This window comes from Rhizomicrobium sp. (assembly GCA_037200985.1).
GTDB lineage: Bacteria > Pseudomonadota > Alphaproteobacteria > Micropepsales > Micropepsaceae > Rhizomicrobium.
Genome location: JBBCGJ010000001.1, coordinates 2,193,646 through 2,206,999, shown reverse-complemented (window position 1 = coordinate 2,206,999; position 13,354 = coordinate 2,193,646). Strand labels below are relative to the sequence as shown.

The following is a 13,354-nucleotide window of genomic DNA, read 5'->3' as shown; positions in this document are numbered from 1 at the left end:
CTTCGCGCCCCCCTTAGGCCGCCGCCCGGCCGCGCGGGCCGGAGAAATATTCCTGGATCCACGGATGCGGGTTCTTGCGCAATTCCTCGATCGTGCCCACCACGATCTTCTTGTCCACCAGGACCGCGATGCGGTCGGTCGTGGCGCGCAGCGTGTCGAGATCGTGGGTCACCATGAACACGGTCAAGTTCAGGCTCCGCTGCAGGTCCTTGACCAGCTCGTCGAACATGTTGGCCGAGATCGGGTCGAGGCCGGCGGTCGGCTCGTCGAGGAACACGATCTCCGGATCGAGCGCCAGCGCGCGCGCCAGCCCGGCGCGCTTCTTCATGCCGCCGGAGAGCTCGGACGGATGCTTGGGCGCGGTGTCTTCCGACAGGCCCACCAGGGAAAGCTTCATCGAAGCGATCTCGTTCATCAGCTCCTGGCTCATATCGGTGTATTCGCGCAACGGAACCTGGATGTTCTCCGCGATGGTCTGGGAGGAGAACAGCGCGCCCTCCTGGAACAGGACGCCCCAGCGCATCTCGATCTCGCGCCACTCCGTCTCGCTCAAATGTTCGGTATTGCGGCCGAACACCTCGACAGTGCCCTCGCGGATCTGGTTGAGGCCGATGATGGAGCGCAGCAACACCGATTTGCCGGTGCCCGAGCCGCCGACCACGCCCAAGATCTCGCCGCGATAGACGTCGAGGTCGATATGGTCGTGCAGGAGCTGGCGGCCGAAGCCGTTGACGAGGCCGCGGACCTTGATGACGACGTCCTTTTCGCTCCCCCCGGGCATCGTCATATCCCCAATATGGAGAACATGATCGAGAAGCCCGCGTCGATCACGATCACCAGGAAGATGGATTCGACCACCGAACGGGTGGTGAGCTTGCCGACGCTGGCGGCGTTGCGCTCGACCTGCAGGCCCTCGAAGCAGCCGACGAGGGCGATGATGAAGGCGAAGACCGGCGCCTTGATCATGCCGACCAGGAAGGTATTGACGCTGATGGCTTCCTGGAGCTGGCGCATGAACACCGGGATGGTGATGCCGAGATCGAAATAGCACATCACGGCGCCGCCGATCATGCCCATGATGTCGGCGTAGAGGGTGAGGAAGGGGAGCGCGATGACGAGGCCGATGACGCGCGGCAGGACGAGGGCGTCCACCGTGTTGATGCCGATGGTCTGCATCGCGTCGATCTCTTCGTTGACGCGCATGGTACCGATCTGGGCCGTGAAGGCCGAGCCGGACCGGCCGGCGACGATGATCGCGGTGACGAGACCGCCCAGCTCGCGCAGAAGGCCGACGCCCAGCAGGTTGATGGTGAAGACCTCGGCGCCGAAGCGCTTGAGCTGGTCGGCGCCCTGATAGGCGAGCACCACGCCGATCAGGAAGGACAGCAGCCCCACGATGGGAAGCGCGTTGAGGCCGGTCTCCTCGATCTGGTGCACCAGGGCCGCGACGCGCAGATTGCCGCGCGGGTGATAGATCGCCTCGCTGACCTCGACCGTGACGCGGCCGATATAGCCCAGGATGCCCATGCCCTGCTTGAGGCCGCCCACCGTCGCCATGCCGACCCGGGTGACGAAGGCAAGGAAGGTGTGCCGGTTGTGGATGACGACGGGCGGGGCGGTGTGCTCGTGCTCGACCGCGTGCAGCAGCGTGTCGTACATGGTCGGGATCTTGATGGGCGCGACGCGCTTGCCGCGGTCCTCCCATTCGCGCTTGGTCCGCACCAGGAGCCAGGCGCCGGCGCTGTCGATCCGTTCCAGGGCCGAGCCGTCGATCTCCGCTTCGGTCGCATCGCCCAGGTCGATGCCGCGCAGCTGGCCGTCGAGCCGGGCGGCGTCGCGGGTGGTCCACACGCCCTCGGCGACGAGGCGCAGCAGCCGCGGCTTCCGCTCCATGCGGAATCGGGCACGCGCGTCGGTGGCGTCGAGGGCGGTGCTCATTGGGACGGAACTCTAACCGGGGACGGACTATGTGGCCATGCTACACGGGCGGCGGGAAAAGCAAAGGCGGCGGGTGGGAACTCGCGGACGCAAGTCGGGGAGAACTCATACCAGCGCGCGACCCGTCATGCGCTCCAGCACCTTGAGCGGCGCGCGTTCGGGGTGGGCCAGGGCCGCGATGGGGAGGTGGAAGGTCTGCTCCAGGGCGAACTGGCCGGACAGCGCGGCGTGCATCGCCTGGTCGGTGAAGCACATCCAGCTCGTGCCGGCGGGAAAGGCGAACTCCACCTGCGGCGCGTTCTTCTGATAGTCGGGGTCCAGCTTGGCGCCGTCATGCAGACCGAGCATCAGATAGTCATAGGCGCTGCGCCGCCCGCGCGTGACGCCCAGCAGCTCGAACAGCCAGGGCTCCAGGGGCAAGGGCTTGCGCGCCGCGGCGGCGTATTTCCTCGCGACGTCCTCGAACTTTTCGCCGACATGCCAGACGCGGGCGCCGCCCATCGGATGGATGTTGGAGAACACCCGCAGGATGCGCCGGCCGCGCTGCGGCCGGGTCGGGAAAGCGTCGACATGCAGCCGCTTGTCGTCGCTCAGCGGCGAATAGGTGCGGCCCGCGATCTCGACGGGTCGATAGCTCGTGCGCGCCTGTTCGATGGTGGCTTCATAGCCGGGGAACAGCGACAGCACGAGCGCACGCGCCTGCGCGGCGAAGCGGCCCATCATCGCCGACAGGGCGGCGCGGTCCTCGGCCGAGCCCGCATCGCCCTGCACGGTGCCGTCGGGATCGCGGCTGATGTTCTTGGCGCGGCCGTTGGAGAGGGCATCGGTCAGCAGCGTGTTCTCGCTGTTGCCGACGGTGAAGGGAAGCTTCGGGAAATAGAGCACCTGGCCGCTTTCGAGCGCATCCTGCGCGGCGGCGCGCGTCGCCTCGTCGAACGGCCCGCTCCAGCGGGCGATGTCGAAGGTCGAGATCGGTTCCATGGCGCCTTGTAGCAAAGGCGGCAGGCCTACTCCAGCGAGCCGGTGATCGACGCGCGCTGGCTGAGTTCGATCCAGTTGCCGTCCGGATCGCGCACCATGGAGATGCGTGCGGTGGTGCCCAGCGTCGTGGGTTTCATCGCTTCGCGACCGCCATGGCTGAGAACATGGGCGTGCTCTTCGTCGCATTTGTGGACCTGGAAGGTGATGTAGCGGAAGCCGGGGCCCTGGAACGCCGCGTCGTCCGGCGCATCGTCGGATTCTTCGAGAAGGACGAGGGTCTCGCCGGCCTGGAACGACGCGCCATGGGCGTGCGGCACCTCGGAGAGGCCCAGCGCCTCGCGGTAGAAGCGCCGATGCGCTTCGAGATCGCGGACCTTGAGCTTGATGCCCACCTGCTCGATGCCGAGCGTGCCGGGCGGAACGAGGCAGGCCAGCGTGCCGTCCGGATCGTGCCGAACCTGGATGTCCCTGACGCCGGGCCGCGCGACGAGGATCTCGGCATAGCCGGTGGGCGCGGCGCGCGGCAGCGGATCGGCGAAATGGTTGATCTTGAGGACCGAGCCCTTGAGGTCGTGGCGGTGCTGCGCCTGGCCCTTGCGGATCGGCAGCAGATGGTCGAACGGCGCGCCCATCTCGCTTTGCCAGAAGGCGAGCATTTCCGGGAGGCGGTTGGTGTTGAGCCCGATATCGACGCGGGGTTTGGAGAGGTTCATGGGGTATTTACCATCCTGACACCGTCATGGCCGGCCTTGTGTCGGCCACCCATACTCCCAACTGCATCAGGCGCGATTATGGGTCGCCGGCACAAGGCCGGCGATGACGTTTGGGTAGTAAGGTGGAAAATTCCCTAATCCACCTGGGCATCGAAGAACGCGTCCGGGTCCTCGACCTCGACCAGCCGTCCCTTGCGGATTTCGATGAACCGGGTTGCCGCGGTGCGGGTGAAATAGCGGTCGTGGCTGACGAAGATGCAGGTCGTGTCGGATTCCTCGAGCTGCTCCTCCAGGTCTTCCTGGCCTTCGATGTCGAGGTGGTTGGTCGGTTCGTCCAGGATATAGAAATTCGGCTTGAGCAGCTTCATCCGCAGGAAGACCAGCCGCGACTGCTCGCCATAGGAGAGCTTCCGGATCTTGTCGTCCAGCCGCTCGAAGGGAAAGCCCGCCTTGGCGAGGATCGCCACCGCCTGGGCGTTGTTCACCGTCTTCACCTCGCAGATGTAGTCGCGCAGCGATATGTCGAGCGGCAGGTCCGCCATGCGCTGGTCGAAATAGACCAGGCTGGTCGCCGGATTGAACCGCACCGGGGCGCGGCCGTCATAGTGCTCCTGATCGGGATCGAAGGCGCGCGCCAGCACGTTCAGCAGCGTCGACTTGCCGCTGCCGTTCGGGCCGAGCAGGGCGACGCGCTCGCCGGCGGCGATCACGAGACGGTCGATGGCGATCAGCGTGCGCGCGCCATCCGGCGTCTTTACCACGAGGTTTGACAGCCTGAGCGCCACCTTGGCATCGATCGCCTCGTCGTTCAGCTCCAGCTTGCGGTTCTTGGGGCGATAAACCTCGGTCGCGTCTTCCTCGATGCGCGCGATGCGCTTCTGCGTCGCCTGCTGCTTCTTGTGGAATTTCGAGTTGAGCACGCCCCACGCTTTGTAGCGGGCCGCGACCTTTTCCAGCCGCTTGACCTCGCGCTCCTCCAGATGGCGGTGCTTCGCGGCCGTCGCATCGCGCTGGAGCAGTTCCTCGCGCGCCGTTGCGAAGGGAGCCTTGAAGGCATGCGCGCCGTCCTTGCGCAGGAAGATCGTGCGCGTCGTGGTGCGGCCGAGGAATTCGCGGTCGTGGCTGACGATCAGCATCGGCAGCCGGTCCTCCGCCAGCCAGGCTTCCAGCTTGTTGATGTTCTCGATGTCGAGATGGTTGGTCGGCTCGTCCAGCACGACGATGTCGGGCTCGCCGAGCTTGGCGGCGGCGATCAGCATCAGGCGCTGCCAGCCGCCGGAGAGTTCGCCGAAATTCTTCTCCGCGGTCTCGGGCGGGATGCGAAGCTCGTCGAGCAGGACGTCGACCTTCCAGATGTCGTCGCGCGCGTCGGGCGGAAGCGCCCGTTCCAGCATCGCGCGCACCGGCACCTCCGCAAGATCCTCCGGGATTTCCTGCGGCACGGTGCCGACGCGCAACCCGCGCGACTTGACGATCTGCCCGGCCGACAGTTCCAGCTCGCCCGCCAGGCATTTCAGCAGGGTCGACTTGCCCGCGCCGTTCTCGCCGACCAGCGCGGTGCGCGCGTCGTCCAGCAGGAACGACACGTTCTCGAAGATTTTGGTGACGCCGAAGTGGAAGCCGCCCCGGTCGATGCCGAGAACGGCCTGTCGCGCTGCCATGTTACGGTTCGATAATGTCCCGGCGGCAGTTTCGCATAGGGCGTGTGCCCCGCCAAATCGCGGCCTTGACGGGCTCGGCATAGGCGCCATGCTCGGCCTCAGAGATAACAGGGAGAAGGTCATGGATCGGTTGAAGGGCAAGGTCGCCATCGTCTCGGGCGCGGCGAGCGGCATCGGACGGGCGAGCGCGAAACTTTTCGCGGCGGAGGGTGCCTCCGTCGTCGCGGTCGACCGGGTCGAGACGGTGAACGACACCGTGAAAGCGATCAAGGAGGCGGGGGGCACCGCGCTCGGCCTCGTCGCCGACGTGTCGAAGGAGGAGGACGCCGCGAACTATGTCGACACCGCGGTCCGCGAGTTCGGCAAGCTCGACGCGATCTACGCCAATGCCGGCGTCTCGGGCGGCGGCCAGCCGCCCTTCTTCGAGCTGACGGCCGATCACTGGCGCCAGGTGCTGGACGTCAACCTGATCGGCGTGTTCCTCGCCATCAAGCATGCGGCGCGGGTGATGGTGCCCAACAAGAAGGGTTCGATCGTCTGCACCGCCTCGGTTGCGGGCATCCGCTCCGGTGCCGGCGGCGGGCCTTACTCCGCCTCGAAGGCGGGCGTGATCAATCTCGTGACCACGGCGGCGAACTATCTCACCGGCACCAATGTGCGCGTCAACGCGATCTGCCCCGGCATCATCGAGACCGGCATGACCAAGCCGATCTTCGATTACGCCAAGCAGCGCGGCACCGAGGATCGCATCGGCCAGCTCAATCCCCTGAAGCGCTACGGCCACCCGGAAGAGATCGCCTACACCGCCCTGTTCCTGGCGAGCGACGAGGCGAGCTACGTCAACGGCCAGCACCTTGCGGTGGATGGCGGGTTGACGAGCTCGATGCCGGTCACCGGCCGGATCGGCCGGTGAGGCGCCTCTAGGATTTGATGAAGGCCAGCAGATCCGGATTGATCGTCGCGGCTTCCGTCGTGCACATGCCGTGCGGAAAGCCCTTGTAGATCTTCAGCGTCGCATTCTTGACGATCTTGGCGGTCAGGACCGAGGCGTCCTCATAGGGCACGATCTGGTCGTCGTCGCCCTGCGTCACCAGCGTCGGCACGGTGAACTTCTTCAGATCGTCGGTGAAATCGGTCTGCGAGAACGCCACGATGCCGTCGTAATGCGCCTTGGCGCCACCCATCATGCCCTGGCGCCACCAGTTCCAGATGACCGATTGCAGGACCTTCGCGCCCGGCCGGTTGAAGCCGTAGAACGGCCCCGACGCCAATTGGAGGTAGAATTCCGTGCGGTTGGCGGCGAGCTGCGCCTGCAGGTCGTCGAACACCGACTTGGGCAGGCCGCCGGGATTGCCCGGCGTCTTCACCATCAAAGGCGGCACCGAACTGATCAGGATCGCCTTGGCGACGCGGCTTTCGCCGTGACGGCCAATATAGCGGGCGACTTCGCCGCCGCCGGTCGAATGGCCGATATGGATCGCCTTCTTGAGGTTGAGATGCTCCGTCACGGCCGCGAGGTCGTCGGCATAGTGATCCATATCGTGGCCACCGCTGACCTGCGACGAGCGGCCGTGGCCGCGCCGGTCATGCGCGATCACGCGATAGCCATGGTTGAGGAAGAAGAGAAGCTGCGCGTCCCAATCATCGGCCGAGAGCGGCCAGCCATGGCTGAACACGATGGGCTGAGCGTCGCGCGGACCCCAATCCTTGTAATAGATGTCCACGCCGTCCTTTGTCTTGACCCAATCCATGGAATGTTCTCCTGAGGTTGTGGCGGGCGATGCCGGGGCGGCCACCGGAATTCCGGCGGCGATAAGTCCGCTCGTGGCGGCGGCGGCCATCAGAAGATTGCGACGCGTGGCAGAAAATCCACCGTTCGACATGGGACGTTCCGATCTGACCGCTGGAAAGCGAGACTTGCAGGGGCAGTCTCGAAAAGTTCCGGTGGACCGTCTTGTACGTATTTGTGCGCGATTGTAGCCATGTCGCGCTCTTTCGTGTCGGGCGCTACAGGCGCTCCGCCAGCACCAGCCAGTCCCAAGGCAGGCGCGCGCCGGCATTACGCGGCTTGCGCAGGCCCTCTTTCTGCCACGGGTAGGTAACGCGCAGCAGCTTCGCGGTGCGGAATCCGTGGCGCGCGAGCAGGTCGCGCAGCTCCGCGCGCGCGAAGTGCTTCTGACGGCTGCCGCCGCGGTCGACGAGCCCGTCCGGCGCCGCCGCGAGCGCTTCGGCGCGCGAGGTGCCGTAGGCGACGCGTTCCACCATGCGGTCGGATTCGATGGAGGGCACGACGATCAGTGCGTGGCCGTGCCTCTTTGTGACGGACGCGATGGCGCTCCACATTTTCTCGCGCGTCTTTGCGCCCGGCATGGTGACGACGTTCATGCAGACGGTGAGATCGGCGCGCCGGCCGATCTTCCGCGCCGCCGGCGGAAGCCCCGATGTCGTCCAGGTGAGGCCGTCGCGGCGGCCGAGACTGGCTTTGGCCCGCGCGATGATCCGGGGTGCGTGTTCCACGCCATGGACTTCGCGGAACAGGCCGCCATAGCGCGCGATGAAGGTGCCGAGGCCGCAGCCGAGATCGACCAGCACGGACGTCTCCGCCGAGAGCGGCAGCGCCTTGACGATCCGCGCGATCGTGCCGGTTCTGGTCTCGCGCGTGATGTCGCAGACCTCGCGCTCGAAGTCCTTCGCCAGCCTGTCCCATTCCTTGCGGCTCACCATATGCTAAGGGAAGGGCGATTCTTCGGTCGCGTGCAAATGTGCGGAAAGTTCACGCAGGGCTTGAATGACGCGGAGGACGAACGCGCGCTCTCCGCGCCGTCGTCGCAGACCGTCACGCCGATGCGGTTCGCGGATGTGCTCCGTCTGGGCGCGAAGGGCGGGCGCGGGACCGTGCGCATGCGCTGGGGCTTCGTCCCCGCCGACGCGCCGGACCAGGCGATGGCGGGCACCAAGTTCATCCATGCCCGCGCCGAGACCGTCGACATCAAGCCGACCTTCCGCGACGCGTTCCGTCGCCGCCGCGGGCTGGTGATCGTGGACTCCTTCAACGAAGGCAAGGAGATCACGCCCAAGAAGACCGAACAGTATGTCGTCACGCCGCGCGGGCGGCGCACGCTTGCCATCGCCGTCATCTGGGAGTGCTGGAACGGGCCGGGGCCCGTGCCGCTGGAGACCTTCGCCATGGTGACGACGCCGCCCAATCCTCTGATCGCCACCATCACCGACCGCATGCCGGCAGTGATCGACGACGCGGACTGGGCGAAATGGCTGGGCGAGGAGCCGGCGACCGCGGACGAATTGAAGGCGATGCTGAAGCCGTCCGATCTGCCGATGGACATGGAGAAAGCCGGCAAGCACCCGCCGCCGCCGAAGCCGAACGATCAGCCGGAATTGTTCTGATAGGTCAGCCGGATCGCGTCGCGGCGCGCCAGCTCATGATCAGCGTGGCCACTCCGAGCCCCAGCGAGGAGGCGTTGATCCAGGCCTCGGTGATCATGGGGCCGGATTTCGGCAGCAGGGCGTAGAGCCCGTGCTCGATGTTGAAGGTGATGTCCATCGCCGCGAGATAGATCAGGGCGCTGCCCGCCATCAGGCCGAACAGCGCGCCGTTCTTCGTGCCGCGCCATAGGCCGATGCCGGCGAGCAGCATGCAGAGCGCCATCCAACCATCGGCGACGGGGAAGGAATCCTCGAAGGCGCTGTACCAATCGTCCTGTAGCACGCGCACATCGCCCGCGATGAAATAGTTCGCCCAATAGGCGACGGTGACGACGGCGCCAAGGATCAATAGTGCTGCAAGGATTTTCATCTGCTGCCCCAAAACAGATTGTCATGGCCCGCGAATGCGGGCCACCCAGGTGACGACGGTACCATGCCCGTAGGCGTGGTGCAGGCGTCAACTGGGTCCTCCGCATTCGCGGAGGATGACACCGGCAGGACGTGGTGGCGTTTACCCCAGCGTGAAGAGCGGAACCGGGGTGCCGCCGTCGCTCGGCTTCCACACCAGCTTCACGGCCGCGTCGACGGCGATCTTCTCGAAGTCGCAATCGACGATGTTGGTCAGGATGCGCGGACCCTCCGCTAACTCGACGAAGGCGATCGTATAGGGCCCGGTCGGCGAGCGGTACATGATGGAATAGGAATAGACGGTCGCCGCGCCGCTGGCCTCGCGCCACTCGACGCGGTCGGAAAAGCAGAACGGGCAGAAGCTGCGCGGATAATAATGCGCCTCACTGCAGGCGAGGCACCAGCCATAGAGCAGCTTGCCTTCTGCGGCGGCCTTCCAAAACTTCTCCGTCTCGGTGTTCACGGCGGGCGCGGCGATCTTGCGCGCGGCGGGTTTGGCGTCTGACATGGTCCTACTCCCGTTCCAGGATCAGCGTCGCCGAGCCGTGGCGCGTGCCGAGCGAGCCGCCGGTGCCGTGCGCGATGGCGAGATCGCAGTTCTTCACCTGTACCTTGGGGTGGGCTTCGCCGCGTAGCTGGCGCACCGCCTCGATCACCTTGGTGATGCCGCCGCGATTGGTCGGATGGTTGTTGCAGAGGCCCCCGCCGTCCGTATTGAAGGGCAGCTTGCCGACGCCGGAAATGAGATTGCCGTCGGCGACGAAGGCGCCGCCCTTGCCCTTTGCGCAGAAGCCGAGATCCTCGATCTGCATCAGCACGGTGATGGTGAAGCTGTCATAGATCGAGGCGTATTTGATGTCGGTCGGCGTCACGCCGGCCTCGGCGAAGGCCTTCGGGCCGCTCCACGCCGCGCCCGAGAAGGTGAGATCGACCTTGCCGCCATAGGTGCCCTTGGGCGCCTCGCCCGCGCCGATCACTTTTACCCGCGGCCGGTTCAGGCGCCTGGCGACCTCGGGGCTGGTCACGATCAGCGCGCCGCCGCCATCGGTGACGACGCAGCAATCCAGCCGATGCAAGGGCGTGGCGATCATCGGCGAGTTCACGACGTCTTCGACCGTCACGACGTCCTTCAGGAAGGCGTGCGGATTCCACTGCGCGTGATGCGATGCGGCGACCTTGATCCAGGCAAGCTGCTCGCTGGTCGTGCCGAATTCGTGCATGTGCCGCACCGCGCACATGCCATAGGTGTTGTGCGTCGAGCCGCCATAGGGGTTCTCGAAGCCGGCTTCCGGCGCCGCCGCGAAGCCGCCGCTGCCGCGCGGTCCGCCGCCGGGCGGCGAGGTGCGCGGCTTTCCGGCCAGCGTGATCAGCGCCACCGAGCATTTGCCGGCCGCGATCGCCTCCGCCGCATGGCCGACATGCAGGATGTAGGACGAGCCGCCGGTCTCGGTGGAATCGACATGGCTGAGCTTGCGCAGCCCCAGATAGTCCGCCATCGACAGCGCGCCGAAGCCCGGCGCGTCGCCGGCGCAGAAATAGCCGTCGATGTCGTCCTTGGTCAGCCCCGCATCGGCCAGCGCCCCGCGCATGCACTCGGCGTGAAGCTGCGGCGTCGATTTGTCGGGGGCTTCGCGCGTCGGATGCTCGAACGCGCCCATGACATAGGCTTTGCCCTTGATGCTCATCGATGGCTTTCCGCAATGGCGATCCCAAGGCTCTACAAGCGGGACGGGATCGAATCAATCCGCGCCGCCACGGGCCGGGATTGTCGCAGCGTCAGCTTGCGGCGGCCGGCGCAGCAAGGCCTGGACCGGCCGATCGAAATAGCGATTGGCAAGCGCGGCGGCGGCGATCGTGCCGCAGAGCACGGCGAGCGAGGCGAGCGGCAGGGCGGACGGGCTCGCCAGCGCCGACAGCGCCACGACCAGGGGCGGATGCAGGACATAGAGCGGATAGCTCACCGCGCCGGCCCAGGCGAAGGCGCGTGCGAGCCGTGCCGAACGCGGATTGCCGCGCGCTGCGACGAGGATCGCGGGAAACAGAAACACGACCGTGACGATGTCGCGCGCCGCGCCGCCGCCGCCGCCGCAGAAAGCGAACGCGGCCGCCGCGAAGGCGAGCCAAAGCGGACTGCGCATTGTCGGGAGCCTGCCCGCCGCTTCGAGCCGCCACAACGCGATACCGGCCGGAAACGAGAACAGGAAGCGGATATAGCCGCCCGCCAGGTTCGACGGCGACACGCCGACATCGAGGGTGCCCGTCTTCAGCGCGACGAGCGCGACCCCGGCGAGGCCGACACAGATCAGCGCCGCGAGCAGCGGCGCGCGCAGCGTCCGCGCCAGCGCTGCATAGGCGAGATTGCCGAACAGTTCGACCGACAGCGACCAGGACGCGGCGTTGAACGGAAAGGCCGGTCCGCCATAGGCGGCGAATTGCGGCAGGAAGAGAAGGCTCGTCAGGATCGCCTGCGCCATCGTCTCATGCGGAAAGGCGAAACCCGCTTCGGGACACAGCGCGCGCACGAGCGAGAACACGAACACGCCGAGTACGACGCCGACGGCATAGACCGGCCAAAGCCGCTTCAGCCGGATCAGCAGGAAGGCGCCGGGCACGAGGCCGGCGCGCAGCCGCGCCTCATAGGCGCCGGCGAGGACGAAGCCGCTCAAGAGGAAGAACAGGTCCACCGCGAGATAGCCGCGCGGCGCCAGCGCGTGCAGCGGCCCCGGCAGGTGGTAGAGCACCACCGCCAGTGCCGCGACGCCGCGCAGGCCGTCGAGGGAGACGTATTTCCGGCCGTCCATCCGGCCATACTGGCGCCCATTCCCTTACCAGGATGTTTCCGCTGATCCGCCGACGGTCCGTCCCCGTAAATACGTCTATGATGGGCCATGCCTCGACTCTTTCCGGCACCTGGACAGTTCCCGTCGCCCGGACGGGCTGGACGGCGGCGCGTCCCGCGCGGCGGCCGGTAATGACGCAGACGGCTGATCCGGCGCGGCTCAACGCCCTGGTGGTCCGGGTGGCGCAGGTGCGCGACAAGGCTGCGTTCCAGCTTCTGTTCGATCATTTCGCGCCGCGCGTGAAAGGCTATCTGATGCGGCTCGGCGCCGGCAATGCGGTGGCGGAGGATCTCGCGCAGGAGGCCATGCTCGCGGTGTGGCGCAAGGCGGCGATGTTCGATCCGGCGAAGGCCTCGGCCTCGACCTGGATCTTCACCATCGCGCGGAACCTGCGCATCGATGCGATCCGCAAGGAGCGCCGTCCCGAGCCCGATCCCAGCGACCCGTCGCTCCTGCCCGATGCGGAACGCTCGGCCGACGAGACGATGGATTGGGCCAAGGCGGAGGACCGGCTGCGCGCCGCGCTCGCCGGCCTGCCGCGCGAGCAGTCGCGGATCATCGAATTGTCCTTTCTGGCGAAGAAGCCCCACAGTCTCATCGCGGTCGAACTGGGTTTGCCGCTCGGCACGGTGAAGTCGCGCATCCGCCTCGCCATGGCGCGGCTGCGCCTCCAGCTGGGAGACGGGCCATGAGCATCGTCCATCATCCCGGCGAGGAGCTTCTGCTCGCTTACGCCGCGGGCGCGGCGAGCGAGGCCGTGTCGCTTCTGGTCGCGACGCATCTGGCGCTGTGTTCCGATTGCCGCGCGGTCGTCGCGGACGCGGAAGCCGCGGGCGGCTCGCTGCTGGCCGACGTCGCGCCGGTCGCGCTCGAGCAGGGCGCGTACCGGTCCCTGCTCGCGCGGCTCGACGCACCGGCCGCCGAAATCGTCCGTGGCGCGCGATCGACGGGCGACGTTCCCGCGCCGCTGCGGCCCTATGTGGGCGGCGACTTCGCGCGTATCGGCTGGCGGCGCATCGCGCCCGGGATCGCCTATTTCTCCCTTCCCACCAAAGGCAAGGCGCGCGCGCGGCTGATCCGCACCGTGCCGGGCGCCGGTGTCGCCACGCACACCCATCGCGGCGAGGAATGGACGCTGGTACTGACAGGCGGCTACAGCGACGCGAACGGGAACTATCGCGTCGGCGACGTGCAATCGGCCACGCCGGACATCCGTCACAAGCCGGTGGCCGATCCGGGCTCGGCCTGCATCAATCTCGCGGTGACCGACGCGCCCCTGGTGTTCGAAGGGTTATTGCCGAAAATCGTGGGAAAGATTTTCGGTTTCTGAGCGCGCCCGATCGTCCTAGGCTTGGCCGCAGCGGCAAGC

Annotated in this window: 15 protein-coding genes; 4 read left to right on the top strand and 11 right to left on the bottom strand. The window is 66.8% G+C overall.

From position 1 onward, the window contains the following. Window positions 1-13: 13 nt before the first annotated feature. The 5 genes from WDN01_10735 to WDN01_10715 all read right to left on the bottom strand — a co-directional run bounded on the left by WDN01_10735 (window position 14) and on the right by WDN01_10715 (window position 5,293). Window positions 14-781, bottom strand: a complete 768-nt coding sequence (locus tag WDN01_10735; protein MEJ0026493.1) for an ABC transporter ATP-binding protein — start codon at window positions 779-781, stop codon at window positions 14-16. A gap of 2 nt (window positions 782-783) precedes the next feature. Then, window positions 784-1,938 (bottom strand): MlaE family lipid ABC transporter permease subunit, encoded by a 1,155-nt coding sequence (locus WDN01_10730; protein MEJ0026492.1) that lies wholly within the window; start codon window positions 1,936-1,938, stop codon window positions 784-786. Window positions 1,939-2,043: 105 nt separating this feature from the next. Further along, window positions 2,044-2,919, bottom strand: coding sequence for a Kdo hydroxylase family protein (locus WDN01_10725; GenBank protein ID MEJ0026491.1), 876 nt, complete (start codon window positions 2,917-2,919; stop codon window positions 2,044-2,046). A 26-nt stretch (window positions 2,920-2,945) separates the two neighbouring features. Next, on the bottom strand, window positions 2,946-3,632 hold the full coding sequence (locus WDN01_10720; GenBank protein MEJ0026490.1) for a VOC family protein: 687 nt from the start codon (window positions 3,630-3,632) through the stop codon (window positions 2,946-2,948). Window positions 3,633-3,766: 134 nt separating this feature from the next. Further along, window positions 3,767-5,293, bottom strand: coding sequence for an ABC-F family ATP-binding cassette domain-containing protein (locus tag WDN01_10715; GenBank protein ID MEJ0026489.1), 1,527 nt, complete (start codon window positions 5,291-5,293; stop codon window positions 3,767-3,769). A gap of 121 nt (window positions 5,294-5,414) precedes the next feature. Between WDN01_10715 and WDN01_10710 the strand changes: the two genes are divergently transcribed. After that, window positions 5,415-6,206 carry an SDR family NAD(P)-dependent oxidoreductase gene (locus WDN01_10710; GenBank protein MEJ0026488.1) on the top strand — a complete coding sequence of 264 codons (792 nt, stop codon included), beginning with the start codon at window positions 5,415-5,417 and terminating at the stop codon, window positions 6,204-6,206. 7 nt (window positions 6,207-6,213) lie between these two features. On the opposite strand, the gene WDN01_10705 is transcribed toward WDN01_10710, so the two are convergent. Together WDN01_10705 and WDN01_10700 are read right to left on the bottom strand one after the other, a co-directional pair. Continuing rightward, window positions 6,214-7,044, bottom strand: a complete 831-nt coding sequence (locus WDN01_10705; GenBank protein MEJ0026487.1) for an alpha/beta hydrolase — start codon at window positions 7,042-7,044, stop codon at window positions 6,214-6,216. Between the two features lie 256 nt (window positions 7,045-7,300). Then, the gene (locus WDN01_10700; GenBank protein ID MEJ0026486.1) at window positions 7,301-8,014 is read right to left on the bottom strand and encodes a class I SAM-dependent methyltransferase; all 714 of its coding nucleotides are present in this window, start codon (window positions 8,012-8,014) and stop codon (window positions 7,301-7,303) included. A 3-nt stretch (window positions 8,015-8,017) separates the two neighbouring features. On the opposite strand from WDN01_10700, the gene WDN01_10695 reads away from it, so the two are divergent. Beyond that, window positions 8,018-8,698: an SOS response-associated peptidase gene (locus WDN01_10695; GenBank protein ID MEJ0026485.1), complete on the top strand. Its 681-nt coding sequence runs from the start codon at window positions 8,018-8,020 to the stop codon at window positions 8,696-8,698. A 4-nt stretch (window positions 8,699-8,702) separates the two neighbouring features. Here WDN01_10695 and WDN01_10690 read toward each other — a convergent pair whose 3' ends face one another. The 4 genes from WDN01_10690 to WDN01_10675 all read right to left on the bottom strand — a co-directional run bounded on the left by WDN01_10690 (window position 8,703) and on the right by WDN01_10675 (window position 11,946). Next, window positions 8,703-9,107: a hypothetical protein gene (locus tag WDN01_10690; GenBank protein ID MEJ0026484.1), complete on the bottom strand. Its 405-nt coding sequence runs from the start codon at window positions 9,105-9,107 to the stop codon at window positions 8,703-8,705. 141 nt (window positions 9,108-9,248) lie between these two features. Next, on the bottom strand, window positions 9,249-9,653 hold the full coding sequence (locus WDN01_10685; GenBank protein MEJ0026483.1) for a Zn-ribbon domain-containing OB-fold protein: 405 nt from the start codon (window positions 9,651-9,653) through the stop codon (window positions 9,249-9,251). A 4-nt stretch (window positions 9,654-9,657) separates the two neighbouring features. Next, on the bottom strand, window positions 9,658-10,830 hold the full coding sequence (locus WDN01_10680; protein ID MEJ0026482.1) for a thiolase domain-containing protein: 1,173 nt from the start codon (window positions 10,828-10,830) through the stop codon (window positions 9,658-9,660). A 54-nt stretch (window positions 10,831-10,884) separates the two neighbouring features. Beyond that, a complete protein-coding gene (locus WDN01_10675) occupies window positions 10,885-11,946 on the bottom strand; it encodes an acyltransferase (protein ID MEJ0026481.1) in 1,062 nt (353 codons plus the stop codon). A 170-nt stretch (window positions 11,947-12,116) separates the two neighbouring features. Here WDN01_10675 and WDN01_10670 point away from each other — a divergent pair, with 170 nt between their 5' ends. Beyond that, window positions 12,117-12,677, top strand: coding sequence for a sigma-70 family RNA polymerase sigma factor (locus WDN01_10670; GenBank protein ID MEJ0026480.1), 561 nt, complete (start codon window positions 12,117-12,119; stop codon window positions 12,675-12,677). After that, a complete protein-coding gene (locus tag WDN01_10665; protein ID MEJ0026479.1) occupies window positions 12,674-13,315 on the top strand; it encodes a ChrR family anti-sigma-E factor in 642 nt (213 codons plus the stop codon). The genes WDN01_10670 and WDN01_10665 overlap by 4 nt, the downstream gene beginning before the upstream one ends. Window positions 13,316-13,354 lie beyond the last annotated feature (39 nt).

Excerpts from the sequence above, each read along its gene's own strand:
- WDN01_10735 (MEJ0026493.1), bottom strand. The coding sequence starts at position 781 with ATGCCCGGGGGGAGCGAAAAGGACGTCGTCATCAAGGTCCGCGGCCTC.
- WDN01_10730 (MEJ0026492.1), bottom strand. The coding sequence starts at position 1,938 with ATGAGCACCGCCCTCGACGCCACCGACGCGCGTGCCCGATTCCGCATG.
- WDN01_10725 (MEJ0026491.1), bottom strand. The coding sequence starts at position 2,919 with ATGGAACCGATCTCGACCTTCGACATCGCCCGCTGGAGCGGGCCGTTC.
- WDN01_10720 (MEJ0026490.1), bottom strand. The coding sequence starts at position 3,632 with ATGAACCTCTCCAAACCCCGCGTCGATATCGGGCTCAACACCAACCGC.
- WDN01_10715 (MEJ0026489.1), bottom strand. The coding sequence starts at position 5,293 with ATGGCAGCGCGACAGGCCGTTCTCGGCATCGACCGGGGCGGCTTCCAC.
- WDN01_10710 (MEJ0026488.1), top strand. The coding sequence starts at position 5,415 with ATGGATCGGTTGAAGGGCAAGGTCGCCATCGTCTCGGGCGCGGCGAGC.
- WDN01_10705 (MEJ0026487.1), bottom strand. The coding sequence starts at position 7,044 with ATGGATTGGGTCAAGACAAAGGACGGCGTGGACATCTATTACAAGGAT.
- WDN01_10695 (MEJ0026485.1), top strand. The coding sequence starts at position 8,018 with ATGCTAAGGGAAGGGCGATTCTTCGGTCGCGTGCAAATGTGCGGAAAG.
- WDN01_10690 (MEJ0026484.1), bottom strand. The coding sequence starts at position 9,107 with ATGAAAATCCTTGCAGCACTATTGATCCTTGGCGCCGTCGTCACCGTC.
- WDN01_10685 (MEJ0026483.1), bottom strand. The coding sequence starts at position 9,653 with ATGTCAGACGCCAAACCCGCCGCGCGCAAGATCGCCGCGCCCGCCGTG.
- WDN01_10680 (MEJ0026482.1), bottom strand. The coding sequence starts at position 10,830 with ATGAGCATCAAGGGCAAAGCCTATGTCATGGGCGCGTTCGAGCATCCG.
- WDN01_10675 (MEJ0026481.1), bottom strand. The coding sequence starts at position 11,946 with ATGGACGGCCGGAAATACGTCTCCCTCGACGGCCTGCGCGGCGTCGCG.
- WDN01_10670 (MEJ0026480.1), top strand. The coding sequence starts at position 12,117 with ATGACGCAGACGGCTGATCCGGCGCGGCTCAACGCCCTGGTGGTCCGG.
- WDN01_10665 (MEJ0026479.1), top strand. The coding sequence starts at position 12,674 with ATGAGCATCGTCCATCATCCCGGCGAGGAGCTTCTGCTCGCTTACGCC.